Source organism: Streptococcus jiangnanensis (genome assembly GCF_040888325.1).
GTDB lineage: Bacteria > Bacillota > Bacilli > Lactobacillales > Streptococcaceae > Streptococcus > Streptococcus jiangnanensis.
Map to the genome: position 1 here is coordinate 330,755 of NZ_JBFNFF010000001.1, position 16,946 is coordinate 347,700.

Sequence of the window (16,946 nt, forward strand, 5' to 3'; positions counted from 1 at the left end):
GAAGTATTTAACAAGAACTTAAAAGAGCATAGACTGGGAAAATGGTTTTATTTCGATTTATAATAGGAGGAAAGTATGTCGGATATCAAAATCATTCAAGATAAGATTTTATCTATTTTGAAAGAGTTTATTAATATTTGCGAAGAAAATGACCTAACCTACTATGCTCTAGGGGGGACTTTACTCGGTGCTGTTCGTCATCAAGGCTTCATACCTTGGGATGATGATATTGATATCGGTATGCCGAGAGAGGATTACGAAAAGTTCAAAAAGATAGCTCCAAATTTATTACCAAGCAATTTTAAAATAGTTAATAATCCATTAAATCTCGATATAACTCAGTTAGTAGATGAAAATGTTATTGTTAAAATTGCGAATTCTGAAAGCAATGTATTTATTGATATTTTTCCTCTAGATGGTTATCCAGAAAAAGGAGTATTTGTAGCTAAATTACATAGTTCAAGGTTATTGTTTCAAAGGATGCTTTGTAAAATATCAGTTTTGGACCAACTTGAAGATAAAGACCGTGGCGCTTTAGAAAATCTTATAGTTAAAATATCTAAAGCGCTAAGAATCCAAAAAGTGCTTCCTAAGGATACATTGGTAGAAAATCTGCATAAATTTATTCAAAAATATGATTTTAAAACTTCTCGTTACGTCGGCAATGTTCTAGGTAGATATAGGGAGAGAGAAATAGTTCCAAGAGAGTATTTTAAAGACCCTGTTTTATTGGTTTTTGAGGATACAATGATAAATTGTCCAACAAAGTACAAAGAATATTTAAACGAAATCTACGGTGATTACATGAAATTACCGCCAGTAGAAGATAGAGTTGCGCATAATATAGAACTCATATCAACTGGTGATTCAGAATGAAGGGGAAGTGTAGTTTAAATATGAAAAAAATCGCTTTAGTGAAATGGAGTATTGATAGAACAGATGGAGGACTGAAAGTAGCAACCAGTCTTGCAAATGAGTTATCAACTATGTATGAAGTTCATCTTCTCTCGATGATTTCTACAGAAAACAATTTCTTCTCGCTGAAACAATCGGTTCGATATCAAAATTTATCATCAAAGAAAATATCAATGAGTAAAAATTTTCTCGAAGCGGTCAAGTTATTGAGAAACTATCTGAAAGAAGAGAACATTGATATTGTTTTTGGAATTGGAATGAGTATGAATACAGTTGGTGTAGCAAGCACAATTGGTTTGAGAACAAAATTTGTTTCCTGCGACCATACAAATTCTATAGTAGATATTGATACTAAAGTTAAGAAGATACAAAGATATATTGGAGCGAAATTTGCTGATAAACTCGTGACCCTTACTCAAGAAGACCGTGAAAATTATATAAAAAAATACGGTGTTTCTGATGAAAGAATTTGCTACATCTATAATTGGAAAGAGGCTGCTCTTTCAGATGTATCCTATAATAAAAAATCAACTAAAATTGTGACGGTTGGCCGTTTTGACTATCAAAAAGGATATGATTATCTTGTTCAAGTCGCGAAAAAAGTATTAGCGAAAAGGTCTGACTGGATTTGGGAAATCTACGGTTCCGGAAATCAAGATGAAGTGGATAAAATCAGAAATTTAATCAACGAAAATGATTTACAGGATAAGTTAGTCATCAAAGGGCTTGAAAAAAATCAGGATTTGATTTATGGAGATAAAGGGATTTATGTCATGACTTCTCGTTATGAAGGTTTACCTCTAGTTCTACTGGAAGCTCAACAATACAACCTCCCAATTGTTAGTTTCAGATGTCCAACAGGACCAAATGAGATTGTTGAAGATGGGGTCAATGGTTATCTGGTTGATCGTTATGATACGGACAAGTTGAGTGAAAAATTGCTTGAACTGATGGAAGATGAAGTTTTGAGACAGTCTTTCTCAGAACACGCAAAAGACAATATGGATAAATTCGATAAGGAAAAAATTCTCAAGCAGTGGATTGAACTAATTGAGACGATTTATGAGATAAGATGAAGGATTGTTTATTAACAATTGTAATGCCCAGTTGTAATATTCAGGACTACATTTTAAAAGGGCTGGAGTCTTTCCAACAAGTGCTTCCGAATTATAAAAATAAATTTGAAGTACTGGTTGTCATGGATGGTCAGTAATTCGGAAAGGTTGTTAAAGGAGCTATATAGTAAAATTGAGCAAAGCTCATATAAATACGTTCCTACGAAAAAATTTGACAGATGATCTTACTTAAATTATAGGACTAACTTTGCTTTGGGAATAATTTTTAATCCGAATTTGAAGAAATACTCTGAAAAGAAAGAAAAAGAGAGGGGCGTTTAAGATGTTTATCAGCATCGTTGTTCCTGTTTATAATGTTGCAGACTATCTGCATTTTGCGATAGAAAGCTTAATTAAACAGACCTATCAAAACTTTGAGATAATCCTTGTAAATGATGGTTCCACAGATAATTCTCCCATATTATGCGAAGATTATGCAAAGCAATATGAAAATATCCATGTTTTCCACAAAGAAAATGGTGGATTATCTGATGCACGTAACTTTGGAGTGGCAAAAGCCAACTCAGATTGGATTTTCTTTTTAGATCCGGATGATTATCTTGAAGAATATACTCTAGAGTTAATCGTGAAAATTCAGGAAACATATCGAGCAGACTTGATTTCAACAAAGGTAAAAGCTACTTCAAAATATAATGCTTATACTTCTTATCGATTGCAAGACTCAGACTATAAAGATTTGGCTCCGATTACAAAAGAAAAGGCTCTGGAACTAATGTTGGATGACAAAGTTGCAACGGTTTCTGCCTGTGCTAAGCTTTATAAAAAAAGCATATTGGAACGAGTCCCTTTTCCAGTTGGGAAAATCTATGAGGATTTTTATGTTGTAGGAGAACACCTTGCCTTGGCTGAAAGAATCGTGATAAGCCCGCTTGAAACCTACAATTACTATCGTAGGGAAGGGAGTATAGTTCGTTCAACATTTACTGAAAAAAGATATGATTTCTTTGAAGCTGTTGCAAAAAATGAGGAAGTTATTAAAAGAGAGTACATTCAGAGTCCAGAATTAAAGCAAGCTTTACAAGCTAAAAAATTATTAGGTGGTTTTGTAATAATTGGTGCAAAAGCTGACTCAGGCTTAAAAGATTTTTCAAAAGATAAAGAGTTGTTGAGAGTCGAAATGAGCGACTTGTTAAAAAATAATAAGTTATCATGGAAACTAAAACTAAAATGCCTTATTTTTATGTTAAACCCTAGATTGTATTTGTTGCTACGATAGTATCGTGCATAGATCCAATTTAATTTGCAACAAGTGTCAAAAAAATGTAGGAAAGAGGAAATATGAAAGAAGTTTTTAGAATAATTGACCATTATAAGTATGACCAGTCAAACTTTTTGTTTTCACTGATTAATTCTAAATTGGATGACTTGAAATGAAAGTATTAAAAAACTACGCCTACAATCTTTCTTATCAGTTATTAGTGATTATACTCCCAATCATTACGACTCCCTATGTAACACGGGTCTTTTCTTCGGATGATTTAGGGACGTATGGATACTTTAATTCCATTGTCACCTACTTTATTCTCTTAGCGACGTTAGGAGTTGCTAACTATGGTACTAAGGTCATTTCAGGACATCGTAATGAGATTAATAAAAACTTTTGGGGTATCTACTCTCTACAATTAGGGGCAACAGTTCTTTCTCTGTCCTTATATGCTCTTCTTTGTATGACTCTTCCCTCTATGCAAAATCCGGTAGCCTACATTCTAGGCTTGAGTTTAGTTTCAAAAGGTTTAGACATTTCCTGGCTCTTTCAAGGGCTAGAAGATTTTCGAAAGATTACTGTTCGAAATATCACAGTTAAACTCGTTGGAGTCATTTCAATCTTTCTCTTTGTCAAATCTGCAAATGACCTATATCTCTATGTTTTTTTGCTAACCATATTTGAACTCTTGGGGCAACTAAGTATGTGGGTGCCTGCTCGTGAGTTTATCGGCAGTTCTCATTTTAGCATAGAATATGCTAGACATCATTTAAAGCCGGTCATATTATTATTCCTTCCTCAAGTAGCTATTTCTTTGTACATTACGCTGGATCGTACCATGCTTGGAGCCTTAGCTTCTACAAAAGATGTAGGGATTTATGATCAGGCTCTAAAGTTGGTAAATATACTTTTGACCTTGGTAACTTCCTTGGGAAGCGTTATGTTGCCTCGTGTTGCGCATTTGTTAGCGACAGGAGATCATAAGGCAGTCAATAAGATGCATGAGATGTCCTTCCTCATTTATAATCTAGTGATTTTCCCAATGATGGCAGGAATTTTGATTGTGAATGATGATTTTGTTCAGTTTTTCCTTGGTCAAGATTTTCAGGATGCACGTTATGCAATCGCCATTATGATCTTCCGTATGTTCTTCATCGGTTGGACCAACATCATGGGAATTCAGATTTTAATTCCCCATAATAAAAATAAAGAATTCATGATTTCAACAACAGCTCCCGCAATAATCAGTGTAGGTTTGAATTTACTATTCCTTCCTAAACTTGGGTATATCGGAGCAGCCATTGTATCTGTTCTGACAGAGGCGTTGGTATGGGCGATACAATTATACTTTACCCGAGTATACTTAAAAGAAGTTCATGTTTTGGGGTCGATGACTAAAATTGCTCTAGCATCAGCTATCATGTATGGTATCTTGCTAGGTTTAAAAACACTTATACATTTTTCACCAACCATAAATGTTATAGTATTTGCAGGGCTTGGTGGAATTATTTATCTTTTTGCAATTCTATCTTTGAAAGTGGTAGATGTAAAAGAATTAAAACAAATAATTAAAAAATAATGGAGTTAACTATGTACGATTATCTTATCGTTGGTGCTGGTTTGTCTGGAGCAATCTTCGCACACGAAGCTACAAAACGCGGTAAAAAAGTAAAAGTGATTGACAAGCGTGATCACATCGGTGGAAATATCTACTGTGAAAATGTTGAGGGCATCAATGTCCACAAGTATGGTGCCCACATTTTCCATACTTCCAATAAAAAAGTATGGGACTATGTTAACCAATTCGCTGAGTTTAACAACTATATCAACTCGCCAGTGGCTAACTACAAGGGGAGTCTTTACAATCTTCCTTTCAATATGAATACCTTCTACGCTATGTGGGGAACTAAGACACCACAAGAAGTCAAGGCTAAGATCGCTGAGCAGACAGCTGATATGAAGGATGTTGAACCTAAAAACCTTGAGGAACAAGCCATCAAGTTAATTGGTCCAGATATCTATGAAAAGTTAATTAAGGGCTACACAGAAAAACAATGGGGACGTTCTGCAACAGACCTTCCGCCATTTATTATCAAGCGCCTCCCAGTGCGTTTGACCTTTGATAATAATTATTTTAATGACCGTTACCAAGGTATTCCAATCGGTGGCTATAACGTCATCATTGAAAACATGCTTGGCGATGTAGAAGTAGAGCTTGGTGTTGATTTCTTTGCCAATCGTGAAGAGCTAGAAGCATCAGCTGAAAAAGTTGTCTTCACAGGGATGATTGACCAGTACTTTGACTACAAACACGGGGAGTTGGAATATCGTAGCCTTCGTTTTGAACATGAAGTCTTGGATGAAGAAAATTATCAAGGGAATGCTGTAGTAAACTATACAGAACGTGAGATTCCTTATACTCGCATTATTGAGCATAAACACTTTGAGTATGGTACTCAGGAGAAAACGGTTATTACTCGCGAATACCCAGCTGATTGGAAACGTGGAGATGAACCCTATTATCCAATCAATGATGAGAGAAATAATGCTATCTTTGCTAAATATCAAGAAGAAGCGGCGCAGAATGATAAGGTTATTTTCTGTGGACGTTTAGCAGATTATAAATACTACGATATGCATGTGGTAATCGAACGTGCATTGGATGTGGTAGAGGAAGAACTAGGGAGTATCTAAGAACATCACAGATAAAGGGGAGAAAAGGTGAAATATTATCTGAAGGATTCATTTCTGCATAATGAATACGAAAAGAATGCAGGAAATAAGGCACGAAATGACGTGGAAGCTATTCTAATCTCAGAGGGTTATAAGGGGTTGGAACTCAAGGTTGAGAATTGGTATAAGATGAATTTCTTTAAAGCTCAGCAACACAAATATCGGGCAATCAAGTCTGTGTTTGATCAGTTAGGATCTGGAGATGAATTGCTGATTCAGTTCCCGATTATCCACCATACATTTTTCATCTCACAACTCATTAAGCAGGCGCAAAATAGAGGAGTCAAATTCTATCTTGTGATCCATGATATTGAAACCTTGCGCCATGTAGGAAATTCAGCAGTGAAACTTCGTCATAAAGTGAGAAATTACTTCCAAGAGAAGGCAGCTCTTACATCAGTGGATGGTATTATCGTTCATAATGATATTATGAAAAATGCCTTGACAATTCAAGGCATACCATCAGATAAAATGGTTAGCTTGGAGATTTTTGACTATCTGATTCCGAACTTTGAGGAAAAAAGTGTTCCCCATAAAGAAGAAGCGATTATCATCGCCGGAAATCTAATTCCAACAAAATCAGGCTATCTTTATAATTTGCCAGAACAGCCAGCCTATAATCTCTATGGAATGGGGTACGATGAAAGTCGTGCATTGAAAAATACCACCTACTTTGGTTCCTTTATGCCAGATGACCTCCCAAATGCTCTTCAAGGTAGTTTTGGTTTGGTGTGGGATGGTGATAGTTCAGAAACTTGCAAAGGTTCTTTCGGAAATTACCTACGTATTAACAACTCCCACAAGGCTTCTCTTTATTTGGCTTCGGGCTTTCCTCTAGTTGTTTGGAAAGAGTCTGCCCTTGCGCATTTTGTGCTAGATAAGCAATGTGGTATAGCAGTTGATTCTCTACATGACCTCCAAAAGGCACTGGACGATTTGACAGATCAAGATTACATGGAACTGTCGGCTAATGCTAGACAAGTAGGAGTAGCGCTTCGAAATGGTGATTATCTGAAATCGGCCATTTCTAAATTGAAGTAAGAATTTGAAGCTACCCATTGATCAGTTCGTTAGAAAGATTACTTCATTATGAAAGGTATTATTCTTGCAGCTGGTTCGGGAACACGTTTATACCCACTTACTCGGGCTGCGTCAAAACAGCTGATGCGGTTTATGATAAACTCATGATTTATTATCCTTTGTCAACCCTGATGTTGGCTGGAATCAAGGATATTTTGATTATCTCAACACCACAGGATTTGCCCCTTTTCAAGGACTTGCTCTTGTATGGTTCCGAATTTGGGATCAAGCTCTCCTATGCGGAACAACCAAGACTGGTGGAAATCTGACAAAGAAGCGGTAGAGGCTAACTATGCCAAGACGCAACAAGTAATTAAGTAATCAGATACTAAAAAGCAAGAGAACTCAAAGTCTCTTGCTTTTTATGTATGTCGTAATCTTTTATTTTCTTACTTCTTGTTTATAAAACTCTTTAAGGGCATCTTGCCAGGTTGGAATGACGAAACCTGTTGCCTTTGCTTTGGTCAAACTCATTGTTGAATTGAGAGGTCGTTTGGCCTTGGCAGGAAACTTGCTGGAGTATACTGGTACTACTTCGACATCACTGTCTTTAAGAATCTCGACAGCAAAGTCATACCAAGTGGTGTCTTTAGCTGCGTCATTTGATAAGTGGTAGTAGCCATACTCTTTTTGATTTTTAGTCAAATAGGTCATGAATTCGGCCAAGGTTCGTGTCTAGGTTGGGCGGCCGTGTTGGTCGTTGACTACTGTGAGTGCTTTATGGGATTTGGCTAGATTTTGCATGGTAAAGACAAAGTTTTTACCATAATTTCCAAAAACCCAAGCAGTGCGGATGATGTAATGCTGTTCAGAATTAGTGATATCCATTTCAGCCACATCCACTGCAACATAGTCCACATTTCGTTCATCTAGTAAATAACGTAGTTCAGTACCGAGTTGACCATTTGCACCTGTAATTAATATCATTGTCTTCTCCTTAACTTTTCTTCTATCTAATCATAGCAAAAAAATGATAAAAAATCTGATTTTCGGTCCTTGTTTTGCTGGTTTAAGATATAAAAATATAGTATTAGAGAATCATAATTTTATGATAGAAAACTTATTTTTCAGAATTTACCAAAGTAATTCAAAAATTCTGAAAATTATATTGACATGTTTCTGAAAAGGGACTATAATGGGGTGAAAGTTTTAAAGGAGAAAACAATGAAAAGTTCAAAACTACTTGCCCTTGCGGGTGTGACGTTATTGGCAGCTGCGACTCTTGCGGCCTGCTCTGGATCAAGTTCAAATGCTAAAGGTGAGAAAACATTCTCATACATTTACGAAACGGATCCTGATAACCTAAACTATTTGACAACTGGTAAGGCAGCTACAGCAAATATTACTAGCAACGTTATCGATGGTTTGCTTGAAAATGACCGCTACGGTAACTTTGTACCATCTATGGCTGAGGATTGGTCTGTATCTAAGGATGGATTGACTTACACGTATACACTCCGAAAGGATGCAAAATGGTATACATCTGAAGGTGAGGAGTATGCAGAAGTTAAAGCTCAAGACTTTGTAACTGGTCTTAAGTATGCTGCTGATAAGAAATCAGATGGTCTTTACCTGGTTCAGGAATCTATCAAGGGATTGGATGCCTATGTCAAAGGAGAAATTACAGATTTTTCTCAAGTAGGAATCAAAGCTCTTGATGATTATACCGTTCAATACACATTGAACAAGCCAGAAAGTTTCTGGAATTCTAAGACAACAATGGGTGTTCTGGCTCCTGTTAATGAAGAATTTTTGAACTCTAAAGGGGATGACTTTGCTAAAGGTACGGACCCAAGTAGCATTCTCTATAATGGACCATTCTTACTCAAATCAATCGTAGCCAAATCATCAGTCGAGTTCGAAAAGAATCCAAACTATTGGGACAAAGACAATGTTCATCTTGATAAAGTGAAATTATCCTTCTGGGATGGTCAAGATACTAATAAGCCAACTGAAGCTTTCAAAGACGGTAGCTTTACAATGGCTCGTCTCTTCCCAACAAGTGCTAGTTACTCAGAGACTGAAAAAACATTCAAAGACAATATCGTTTATACCCAACAAGATTCTACTACTTATTTAGTAGGCACAAATATCGATCGTCAGTCCTATAAGTACACTTCTAAGACAACAGATGAGGAAAAAGCATCAACCAAGAAGGCCCTTTTGAATAAGGACTTCCGTCAAGCTATTGCATTTGGTTTTGACAGAACAGCCTACGCTTCTCAAGTAAATGGTGCAAGCGGGGCCACTAAACTGCTTCGTAATTTGTTTGTTCCCCCTACATTTGTACAGGCAGATGGGAAAAACTTTGGGGAATTAGTTAAGGAAAAATTGGTGACCTATGGAGACGAGTGGAGCAACGTAAACTTGGATGATGCCCAAGATGGACTCTATAATCCTGACAAAGCTAAAGCAGAATTCGCTAAAGCTAAGGCGGCCCTTCAAGCGGAAGGTGTGAAATTCCCAATCCACTTGGATATGCCTGTAGACCAAACTAATACAACAAAAGTTCAACGTGTTCAATCATTTAAACAGTCAGTTGAAGAAAATCTAGGATCAGATAATGTGGTTATCGATATCCAACAGCTCCAAAAAGATGATGTTCAAAACATTACCTACTTCGCTGAAACTGCGGCTGGAGAAGACTGGGATATCTCAGATAACGTGGGTTGGTCTCCAGACTATATCGATCCATCTACTTATCTTGATATTATCAAGCCTTCTGTAGGAGAAAATACGAAAACATATCTAGGATTTGATTCTGGGACAAACAACGCTGCGGCTAAGCAAGTTGGTTTAGAAGATTACGAAAAAATGGTTGTGGAAGCTGGTGAAGAAACCACTGATGTTTCAAAACGTTATGAGAAATATGCTGCTGCCCAAGCTTGGTTGACAGACAGTGCCTTGCTCATTCCAACAACTTCTCAAACTGGTCGTCCAATGTTGTCTAAGATGGTACCATTTACACTTCCATTTGCATACTCTGGTAACAAGGGTATGAGTGAAGCCCTTTTGTACAAATATCTAGAAGTACAAGATAAGGCAGTGACAACAGAAGAATACCAAAAAGCTCAAGAAAAATGGTTGAAAGAAAAAGAAGAGTCAAATAAAAAGGCCCAAGAAGAACTCGCAAACCATGTGAAATAACTTTAAAAAAGTAAAGGATTTAGCCATCGATATGATGGTTAAGTCCTTTTTTATCTTGGTATAAGTCCCTGAATGATTAGAGATAGGATTTTTCAGAAAAGAGAAAATTTTAGTGAATTTTACCTATTTCCTATTGCTTTCTGCCTTTTTATTTGTTATATTAAAAGTACAATTAATTTTTATTTATAACAGTTAAGCAGAGCACTTTCAGAGAAAGGAGTATTTTTTAAAAAAGAAATGTAAACGCTTACTGCAAAATGAAAGGATTTAGGAGTTCATGGATAAACGATTTTTTGAAAAACGCTGTAAGTTCAGTATTCGTAAGTTTACGCTTGGAGTAGCTTCGGTGATGATTGGAGCGACTTTCTTCGCAGCTAGCCCAGTATTGGCTGATCAAGCAAGAGTTGGTTCAACAGATAATTTGCCGAGTGAACTAGCTGATTTGGATAAGAAGGCTAGTGATGAGGGGCACGATTTTGACAAGGAAGCTGCCGCTCAGAATCCTGGTTCGGCTGAGACTACTGAAGGCCCTCAAACAGAAGAAGAGTTGTTGGCTCAAGAAAAAGAAAAGTCTGAAAAGCCAAGCAATCTGCCAAAAGAATTAGAAGATAAGTTGGAGAAGGCTGAAGACAATGGGCGCGAAGTTAACAAGGATCAATTGGCCCAAGATACTGGCAAGCTCGTCCCAGAAGATGTGGCTAAGACTACCAATGGGGAATTAAACTACGGCGCGACTGTTAAGATTAAGACGCCATCAGGAGAAGGTAGCGGTATTGTCATTGCTAAAGACCTTGTCTTGACGGTTTCTCACAACTTTATCAAGGATAGCCAAGACGGCAATGTCCGTAAGGTTGTGGACAATGACCAAGGGGATGGAGAAATCTATAGCATCTCATATCCAGGATTGCCAGATGTCAAGTTTAGCAAGAAAGATATCATTCATTGGGATCGTGAAGGCTATCTGAAAGGATTCAAAAATGATTTGGCCCTTGTGAGATTGCGTACAGTTCTAGAAAATACGCCTGTTGAAGTAACTAAAAAGCCAGTTGTTAAGAAAATTGGAGATAAGCTTCATGTCTTTGGTTATCCAGAAGGAAAATTGAATCCGATTGTCAATACTACAGTTGATTTTGCGGAACCATACGGAGAAGGTGTCCAAGGGATTGGTTACCAAGGAGGAAAACCTGGTGCTAGTGGCGGTGGTATCTTTGATACAGAAGGCAAACTTGTCGGTGTTCACCAAAATGGTGTAGTTGGAAAACGTAGTGGAGGCATTCTCTTCTCACCAGCTCAACTAAAATGGATCCAAGACCACATACAGGGAATTTCAAGTGTGAAACCAGCCGACTTGGAAGAGAAAGAGAAACCGGCTGAAGAAAAACCAAAAGAGGATAAACCTGCAACTGCTAAACCTGAAACACCTAAGACAGTGACTCCTGAATGGCAAACAGTAGCGAATAAAGAGCAACAAGGAACCGTCACTATTCGTGAAGAAAAGGGTGTTCGCTACAATCAACTGTCTTCAACGGCCCAAAATGACAATGATGGCAAACCAGCCTTGTTTGAAAAACAAGGATTGACCGTTGACGCTAATGGAAATGCGACGGTTGATTTAACCTTCAAAGATGATTCTGAAAAGGGCAAATCACGCTTTGGTGTCTTCTTGAAATTTAAAGATACCAAGAACAATGTTTTTGTTGGATATGACCAAGGTGGCTGGTTCTGGGAATACAAAACTCCAGGAAATAGCACTTGGTATAAAGGCAACCGTGTAGCAGCACCAGAAACGGGTTCTGTAAACCGTCTTTCTATCACTCTTAAGTCAGATGGCCAGCTTAATGCTAGCAATAACGATGTCAATCTCTTTGACACAGTGACTTTACCGGGGGCGGTCAATGAGAATCTTAAAAATGAGAAGAAGATCCTTCTTAAAGCAGGAACTTATGGCAATGACCGTACGGTTGTCAGCGTTAAAACAGACAATCAAGAAGGCGTAAAAGCGGATGATACTCCTGCCCAGAAAGAAACAGGTCCGGCTGTTGATGATAGCAAGGTGACTTATGATACGATCCAGTCTAAGGTCCTCAAGGCAGTGATTGACCAAGCCTTTCCACGCGTGAAAGAATATACTTTGAATGGGCATACTTTGCCAGGACAAGTTCAACAACTTAAGAAAATCTTGGTAAACAATCGCGAAATTACACCTGAAGTCACTTATAAGAAGATTAATGATACTACTGCAGAGTACTTGATGAAACTTCGCGACGAGAAGAATTTCATCAATGCAGATATGACAGTACGCTTGCAAGTTGTGGACAATCAGTTGCATTTTGATGTGACCAAGATTGTCAACCACAATCAAGTTACTCCAGGTCAGAAGATTGATGATGAAAGAAAACTTCTCTCCTCTATCAATTTCTTAGGAAACTCACTTGTGTCAGTTTCAAGCGACCAAACTGGAGCTAAGTTTGACGGGGCAACCATGTCAAACAACACTCATATCAGTGGAGATGAACATATCGATGTAACCAATCCAATGAAGGATCTGGCTAAGGGTTACATGTATGGATTTGTTTCTACAGATAAGCTTGCTGCAGGTGTTTGGAGTAACTCTCAAAACAGCTACGGTGGTGGTTCGAATGACTGGACTCGTTTGACAGCATTCAAACAAACTGTTGGAAATACAAACTATGTGGGAATCCAAAGTTCTGAATGGCAATGGGAAAAAGCTTATAAGGGCATTGTTTTCCCAGAATACACCAAGGAACTTCCAAGTGCCAAGGTTGTTATCACCGAAGATGCCAATGCTGACAATAAAGTCGACTGGCAGGATGGTGCCATTGCTTATCGAAGCATTATGAACAACCCTCAAGGTTGGGAAAAAGTTAAGGATATTACAGCTTACCGTATCGCGATGAACTTTGGTTCTCAAGCACAAAACCCATTCCTTATGACCTTGGATGGTATCAAGAAGATCAATCTCCACACAGATGGTCTTGGGCAAGGTGTTCTCCTTAAAGGATATGGTAGTGAAGGTCACGACTCTGGTCACTTGAACTATGCTGATATTGGTAAACGTATTGGTGGTGTAGAAGACTTCAAGACCTTGATCGAAAAAGCGAAGAAATATGGAGCTCATCTAGGTATCCACGTTAACGCATCTGAGACCTATCCTGAGTCTAAATACTTTAACGAAAATATTCTTCGTAAGAATCCTGATGGTAGTTACAGCTACGGCTGGAACTGGCTAGACCAAGGTATCAACATTGATGCTGCTTATGACTTGGCGCATGGACGTTTGGCTCGCTGGGAAGACTTGAAGAAAAAACTTGGTGATGGTCTCGACTTTATCTATGTGGACGTTTGGGGCAATGGCCAATCAGGTGATAACGGTGCCTGGGCTACCCACGTTCTTGCTAAAGAAATCAACAAACAAGGCTGGCGCTTTGCGATTGAGTGGGGTCATGGTGGTGAATACGACTCTACCTTCCAACACTGGGCAGCTGACTTGACCTATGGTGGCTACACTAATAAAGGTATCAACAGTGCTATCACACGCTTTATCCGCAACCACCAAAAAGATTCATGGGTTGGGGACTACAGAAGTTACGGTGGTGCAGCCAACTACCCACTTCTAGGTGGCTACAGCATGAAAGACTTTGAAGGCTGGCAAGGACGAAGCGACTACAATGGCTACGTGACTAACCTCTTTGCCCATGACGTCATGACTAAGTACTTCCAACACTTCACTGTAAGTAAATGGGAAAATGGTACACCAGTTACCATGACCGATAATGGTAGCACCTATAAATGGACTCCAGAAATGAAGGTTGAGCTAGTCGATGCAGCAGGTAACAAGGTTGTTGTGACTCGTAAGTCAAATGATGTCAATAGCCCGCAATACCGCGAACGTACAGTAACGCTTAACGGACGTGTCATCCAAGATGGTTCAGCTTACTTGACTCCTTGGAACTGGGATGCAAATGGTAAGAAACTTCCTACTGATAAGGAAAAAATGTACTACTTCAATACGCAAGCTGGTGCAACAACTTGGACACTTCCAAGCGATTGGGCAAATAGCAAGGTTTACCTTTACAAGCTAACTGACCAAGGTAAGACAGAAGAGCAAGAACTAACTGTAAAAGATGGCAAGATTACCCTAGACCTTCTAGCAAATCAACCATACGTTCTCTACCGTTCAAAACAAACCAATCCTGAAATGTCATGGAGCGAAGGCATGCACATCTATGACCAAGGATTTAACAGTGGAACCTTGAAACACTGGACCATTTCTGGTGATGCTTCCAAGGCAGAAATTGTCAAATCACAAGGCGCAAATGAAATGCTTCGTATCCAAGGTAATAAGAGCAAGGTCAGTCTTACTCAGAAACTGACTGGCTTGAAACCAAATACCAAGTATGCTGTTTATGTCGGTGTTGATAATCGTAGTAATGCTAAGGCAAGTATCACAGTGAATACTGGCGAAAAAGAAGTGACTACCTATACCAATAAGTCACTCGCTCTTAACTATATCAAAGCTTATGCTCATAACAATCGTCGTGAAAATGCTACAGTTGACGATACAAGTTACTTCCAAAATATGTACGCCTTCTTTACAACAGGTTCAGATGTATCAAATGTCACTCTGACATTGAGTCGTGAAGCTGGTGATGAAGCAACTTACTTTGATGAAATTCGTACCTTTGAAAACAATTCAAGCATGTACGGAGATAATCATGATACAGGTCAAGGAACATTTAAACAAGACTTTGAAAATGTTGCTCAAGGAATCTTCCCATTTGTAGTGGGTGGTGTCGAAGGTGTCGAAGATAACCGGACTCACTTGTCTGAAAAACACGATCCATATACACAGCGTGGTTGGAACGGTAAGAAAGTTGATGATGTTATCGATGGAAATTGGTCACTCAAGACCAATGGACTGGTTAGTCGTCGTAACTTGGTTTACCAAACCATTCCACAAAACTTCCGCTTTGAAGCTGGTAAGACTTATCGTGTAACCTTTGAATACGAAGCAGGATCAGACAATACCTATGCCTTTGTAGTCGGTAAGGGAGAATTCCAATCAGGTCGTCGTGGTACTCAAGCAAGCAACTTGGAAATGCATGAATTGCCAAATACTTGGACAGATTCTAAGAAAGCCAAGAAAGTAACCTTCCTCGTGACAGGTGCAGAAACAGGCGATACTTGGGTAGGTATCTACTCAACTGGAAACGCAAGCAATACTCGTGGAGATGCTGGCGGAAATGCCAACTTCCGTGGTTACAACGACTTCATGATGGACAATCTTCACATCGAGGAAATTACCCTAACAGGTAAGATGTTGACAGAAAATGCTCTCAAGAACTACTTGCCAACGGTTGCCATGACCAACTACACGAAAGAGTCTATGGATGCTTTGAAAGAGGCGGTCTTTAACCTCAGCCAAGCAGATGATGACATTAGCGTAGAAGAAGCGCGTGCAGAGATTGCCAAGATTGAAGCCTTGAAGAATGCTTTGGTTCAGAAGAAGACAGCCTTGGTAGCAGAAGACTTTGAAAGTTTGGATGCGCCAGCTCAACCAGGTGAAGGTCTAGAGAATGCCTTTGATGGAAATGTGTCTAGTCTATGGCATACATCTTGGAATGGTGGAGATGTAGGCAAGCCTGCCACCATGGTCTTGAAAGAACCAACTGAAATCACAGGACTTCGTTATGTTCCACGTGCCTCTGATTCAAATGGAAACTTGCGAGATGTGAAACTGGTTGTCACAGATGAGTCTGGTAAAGAACATACCTTCACAGTGACAGATTGGCCAAATAACAACAAGCCAAAAGACATTGACTTTGGCAAGACAATCAAGGCTAAGAAAATTGTCCTTACTGGTACCAAGACTTACGGAGATGGTGGCGATAAATACCAATCGGCAGCGGAACTCATCTTTACCCGTCCACAAGTAGCAGAAACACCTCTTGACTTGTCAGGCTATGAAGCAGCTTTGGCTAAGGCGCAGAAATTAACAGACAAAGACAATCAAGAGGAAGTAGCTAGCGTTCAGGCGAGCATGAAATATGCGACGGATAACCACCTCTTGACGGAAAGAATGGTTGCCTACTTCGCAGATTATCTCAACCAATTAAAAGATTCTGCTACGAAACCAGACGCTCCAACAAGTAGCAAGGGTGAAGAGCAACCACCAGTTCTTGATGTACCTGAGTTCAAAGGCGGCGTCAATGCAACAGAAGCAGCTGTACATGAGGTTCCTGAGTTCAAGGGCGGCGTTAATGCGGTTGAAGCCTTGGTTCACGAATTACCAGAATACAAAGGTGGAGCCAATGCGGTCCTAGCGGCTGCAAATGAAGTCCCTGAGTTTAAGGGTGGCGTCAATGCGGTCCAAGCCTTGGTAAACGAGAAACCAGCCTACACAGGTGTATTGGCTACTGCTGGAGATCAAGCAGCTCCAACAGTTGAAAAACCTGAGTACCCGCTCACTCCAAGCCCAGTAGCTGATGCCAAAACTCTGGAAGATAAAGAAGAGCAACTTCCTGCTACAGGAGAACATGGTTCAGAAGCAGCCCTCTTCTTAGCAAGTGTGAGCATCGCTTTATCTGCTGCGGTTCTTGCGACAAAACGTAAAGAAGATTAATGAGATTTGATTTTAGCAGTTCAAAGCAACTCGAATCAAAAAGGAACAAACAGCCGGAGAGGACCTCTTGGTTCTCTCCTTTTTCAAA

Annotated in this window: 8 protein-coding genes and 2 pseudogenes; 9 read left to right on the forward strand and 1 reads right to left on the reverse strand. The window is 39.1% G+C overall.

The genetic code is table 11. The features are described 5' to 3' along the window. The first annotated feature begins 75 nt into the window (after positions 1-75). The 7 genes and pseudogenes from AB2B49_RS01510 to AB2B49_RS01540 form a co-directional block, all read left to right on the forward strand. Positions 76-876 (forward strand): LicD family protein, encoded by an 801-nt coding sequence (locus AB2B49_RS01510; protein ID WP_320691854.1) that lies wholly within the window; start codon positions 76-78, stop codon positions 874-876. Positions 877-896: 20 nt separating this feature from the next. Further along, the gene (locus tag AB2B49_RS01515; RefSeq protein WP_320691855.1) at positions 897-1,991 is read left to right on the forward strand and encodes a glycosyltransferase family 4 protein; all 1,095 of its coding nucleotides are present in this window, start codon (positions 897-899) and stop codon (positions 1,989-1,991) included. Between the two features lie 322 nt (positions 1,992-2,313). Next, positions 2,314-3,267: a glycosyltransferase family 2 protein gene (locus AB2B49_RS01520; protein ID WP_320691856.1), complete on the forward strand. Its 954-nt coding sequence runs from the start codon at positions 2,314-2,316 to the stop codon at positions 3,265-3,267. Between the two features lie 154 nt (positions 3,268-3,421). Further along, complete coding sequence (locus tag AB2B49_RS01525; protein ID WP_320691857.1) at positions 3,422-4,834, forward strand: flippase; 1,413 nt, start codon at positions 3,422-3,424, stop codon at positions 4,832-4,834. An 11-nt stretch (positions 4,835-4,845) separates the two neighbouring features. Beyond that, the gene (glf, locus tag AB2B49_RS01530) at positions 4,846-5,949 is read left to right on the forward strand and encodes a UDP-galactopyranose mutase (RefSeq protein ID WP_320691858.1); all 1,104 of its coding nucleotides are present in this window, start codon (positions 4,846-4,848) and stop codon (positions 5,947-5,949) included. A gap of 27 nt (positions 5,950-5,976) precedes the next feature. After that, complete coding sequence (locus tag AB2B49_RS01535; protein ID WP_320691859.1) at positions 5,977-7,029, forward strand: galactofuranosyltransferase; 1,053 nt, start codon at positions 5,977-5,979, stop codon at positions 7,027-7,029. A gap of 48 nt (positions 7,030-7,077) precedes the next feature. Next, positions 7,078-7,319: pseudogene (locus AB2B49_RS01540) on the forward strand (sugar phosphate nucleotidyltransferase); the annotation flags it as partial. Between the two features lie 130 nt (positions 7,320-7,449). Here AB2B49_RS01540 and AB2B49_RS01545 read toward each other — a convergent pair. Further along, a pseudogene (locus AB2B49_RS01545) lies at positions 7,450-7,995 on the reverse strand (sugar nucleotide-binding protein). Positions 7,996-8,232: 237 nt separating this feature from the next. On the opposite strand from AB2B49_RS01545, the gene AB2B49_RS01550 reads away from it, so the two are divergent. Beyond that, positions 8,233-10,215, forward strand: a complete 1,983-nt coding sequence (locus tag AB2B49_RS01550; protein WP_320691860.1) for a peptide ABC transporter substrate-binding protein — start codon at positions 8,233-8,235, stop codon at positions 10,213-10,215. 277 nt (positions 10,216-10,492) lie between these two features. Next, the gene (locus tag AB2B49_RS01555) at positions 10,493-16,858 is read left to right on the forward strand and encodes a SpGH101 family endo-alpha-N-acetylgalactosaminidase (RefSeq protein WP_320691861.1); all 6,366 of its coding nucleotides are present in this window, start codon (positions 10,493-10,495) and stop codon (positions 16,856-16,858) included. The last annotated feature ends 88 nt before the right edge of the window (positions 16,859-16,946 follow it).

What these genes read in the sequence shown, in the direction of transcription:
- AB2B49_RS01555 (WP_320691861.1), top strand. Translation starts at nt 10,493, where the DNA reads ATGGATAAACGATTTTTTGAAAAACGCTGTAAGTTCAGTATTCGTAAG.
- AB2B49_RS01550 (WP_320691860.1), top strand. Translation starts at nt 8,233, where the DNA reads ATGAAAAGTTCAAAACTACTTGCCCTTGCGGGTGTGACGTTATTGGCA.
- AB2B49_RS01515 (WP_320691855.1), top strand. Translation starts at nt 897, where the DNA reads ATGAAAAAAATCGCTTTAGTGAAATGGAGTATTGATAGAACAGATGGA.
- AB2B49_RS01525 (WP_320691857.1), top strand. Translation starts at nt 3,422, where the DNA reads ATGAAAGTATTAAAAAACTACGCCTACAATCTTTCTTATCAGTTATTA.
- glf (WP_320691858.1), top strand. Translation starts at nt 4,846, where the DNA reads ATGTACGATTATCTTATCGTTGGTGCTGGTTTGTCTGGAGCAATCTTC.
- AB2B49_RS01510 (WP_320691854.1), top strand. Translation starts at nt 76, where the DNA reads ATGTCGGATATCAAAATCATTCAAGATAAGATTTTATCTATTTTGAAA.
- AB2B49_RS01520 (WP_320691856.1), top strand. Translation starts at nt 2,314, where the DNA reads ATGTTTATCAGCATCGTTGTTCCTGTTTATAATGTTGCAGACTATCTG.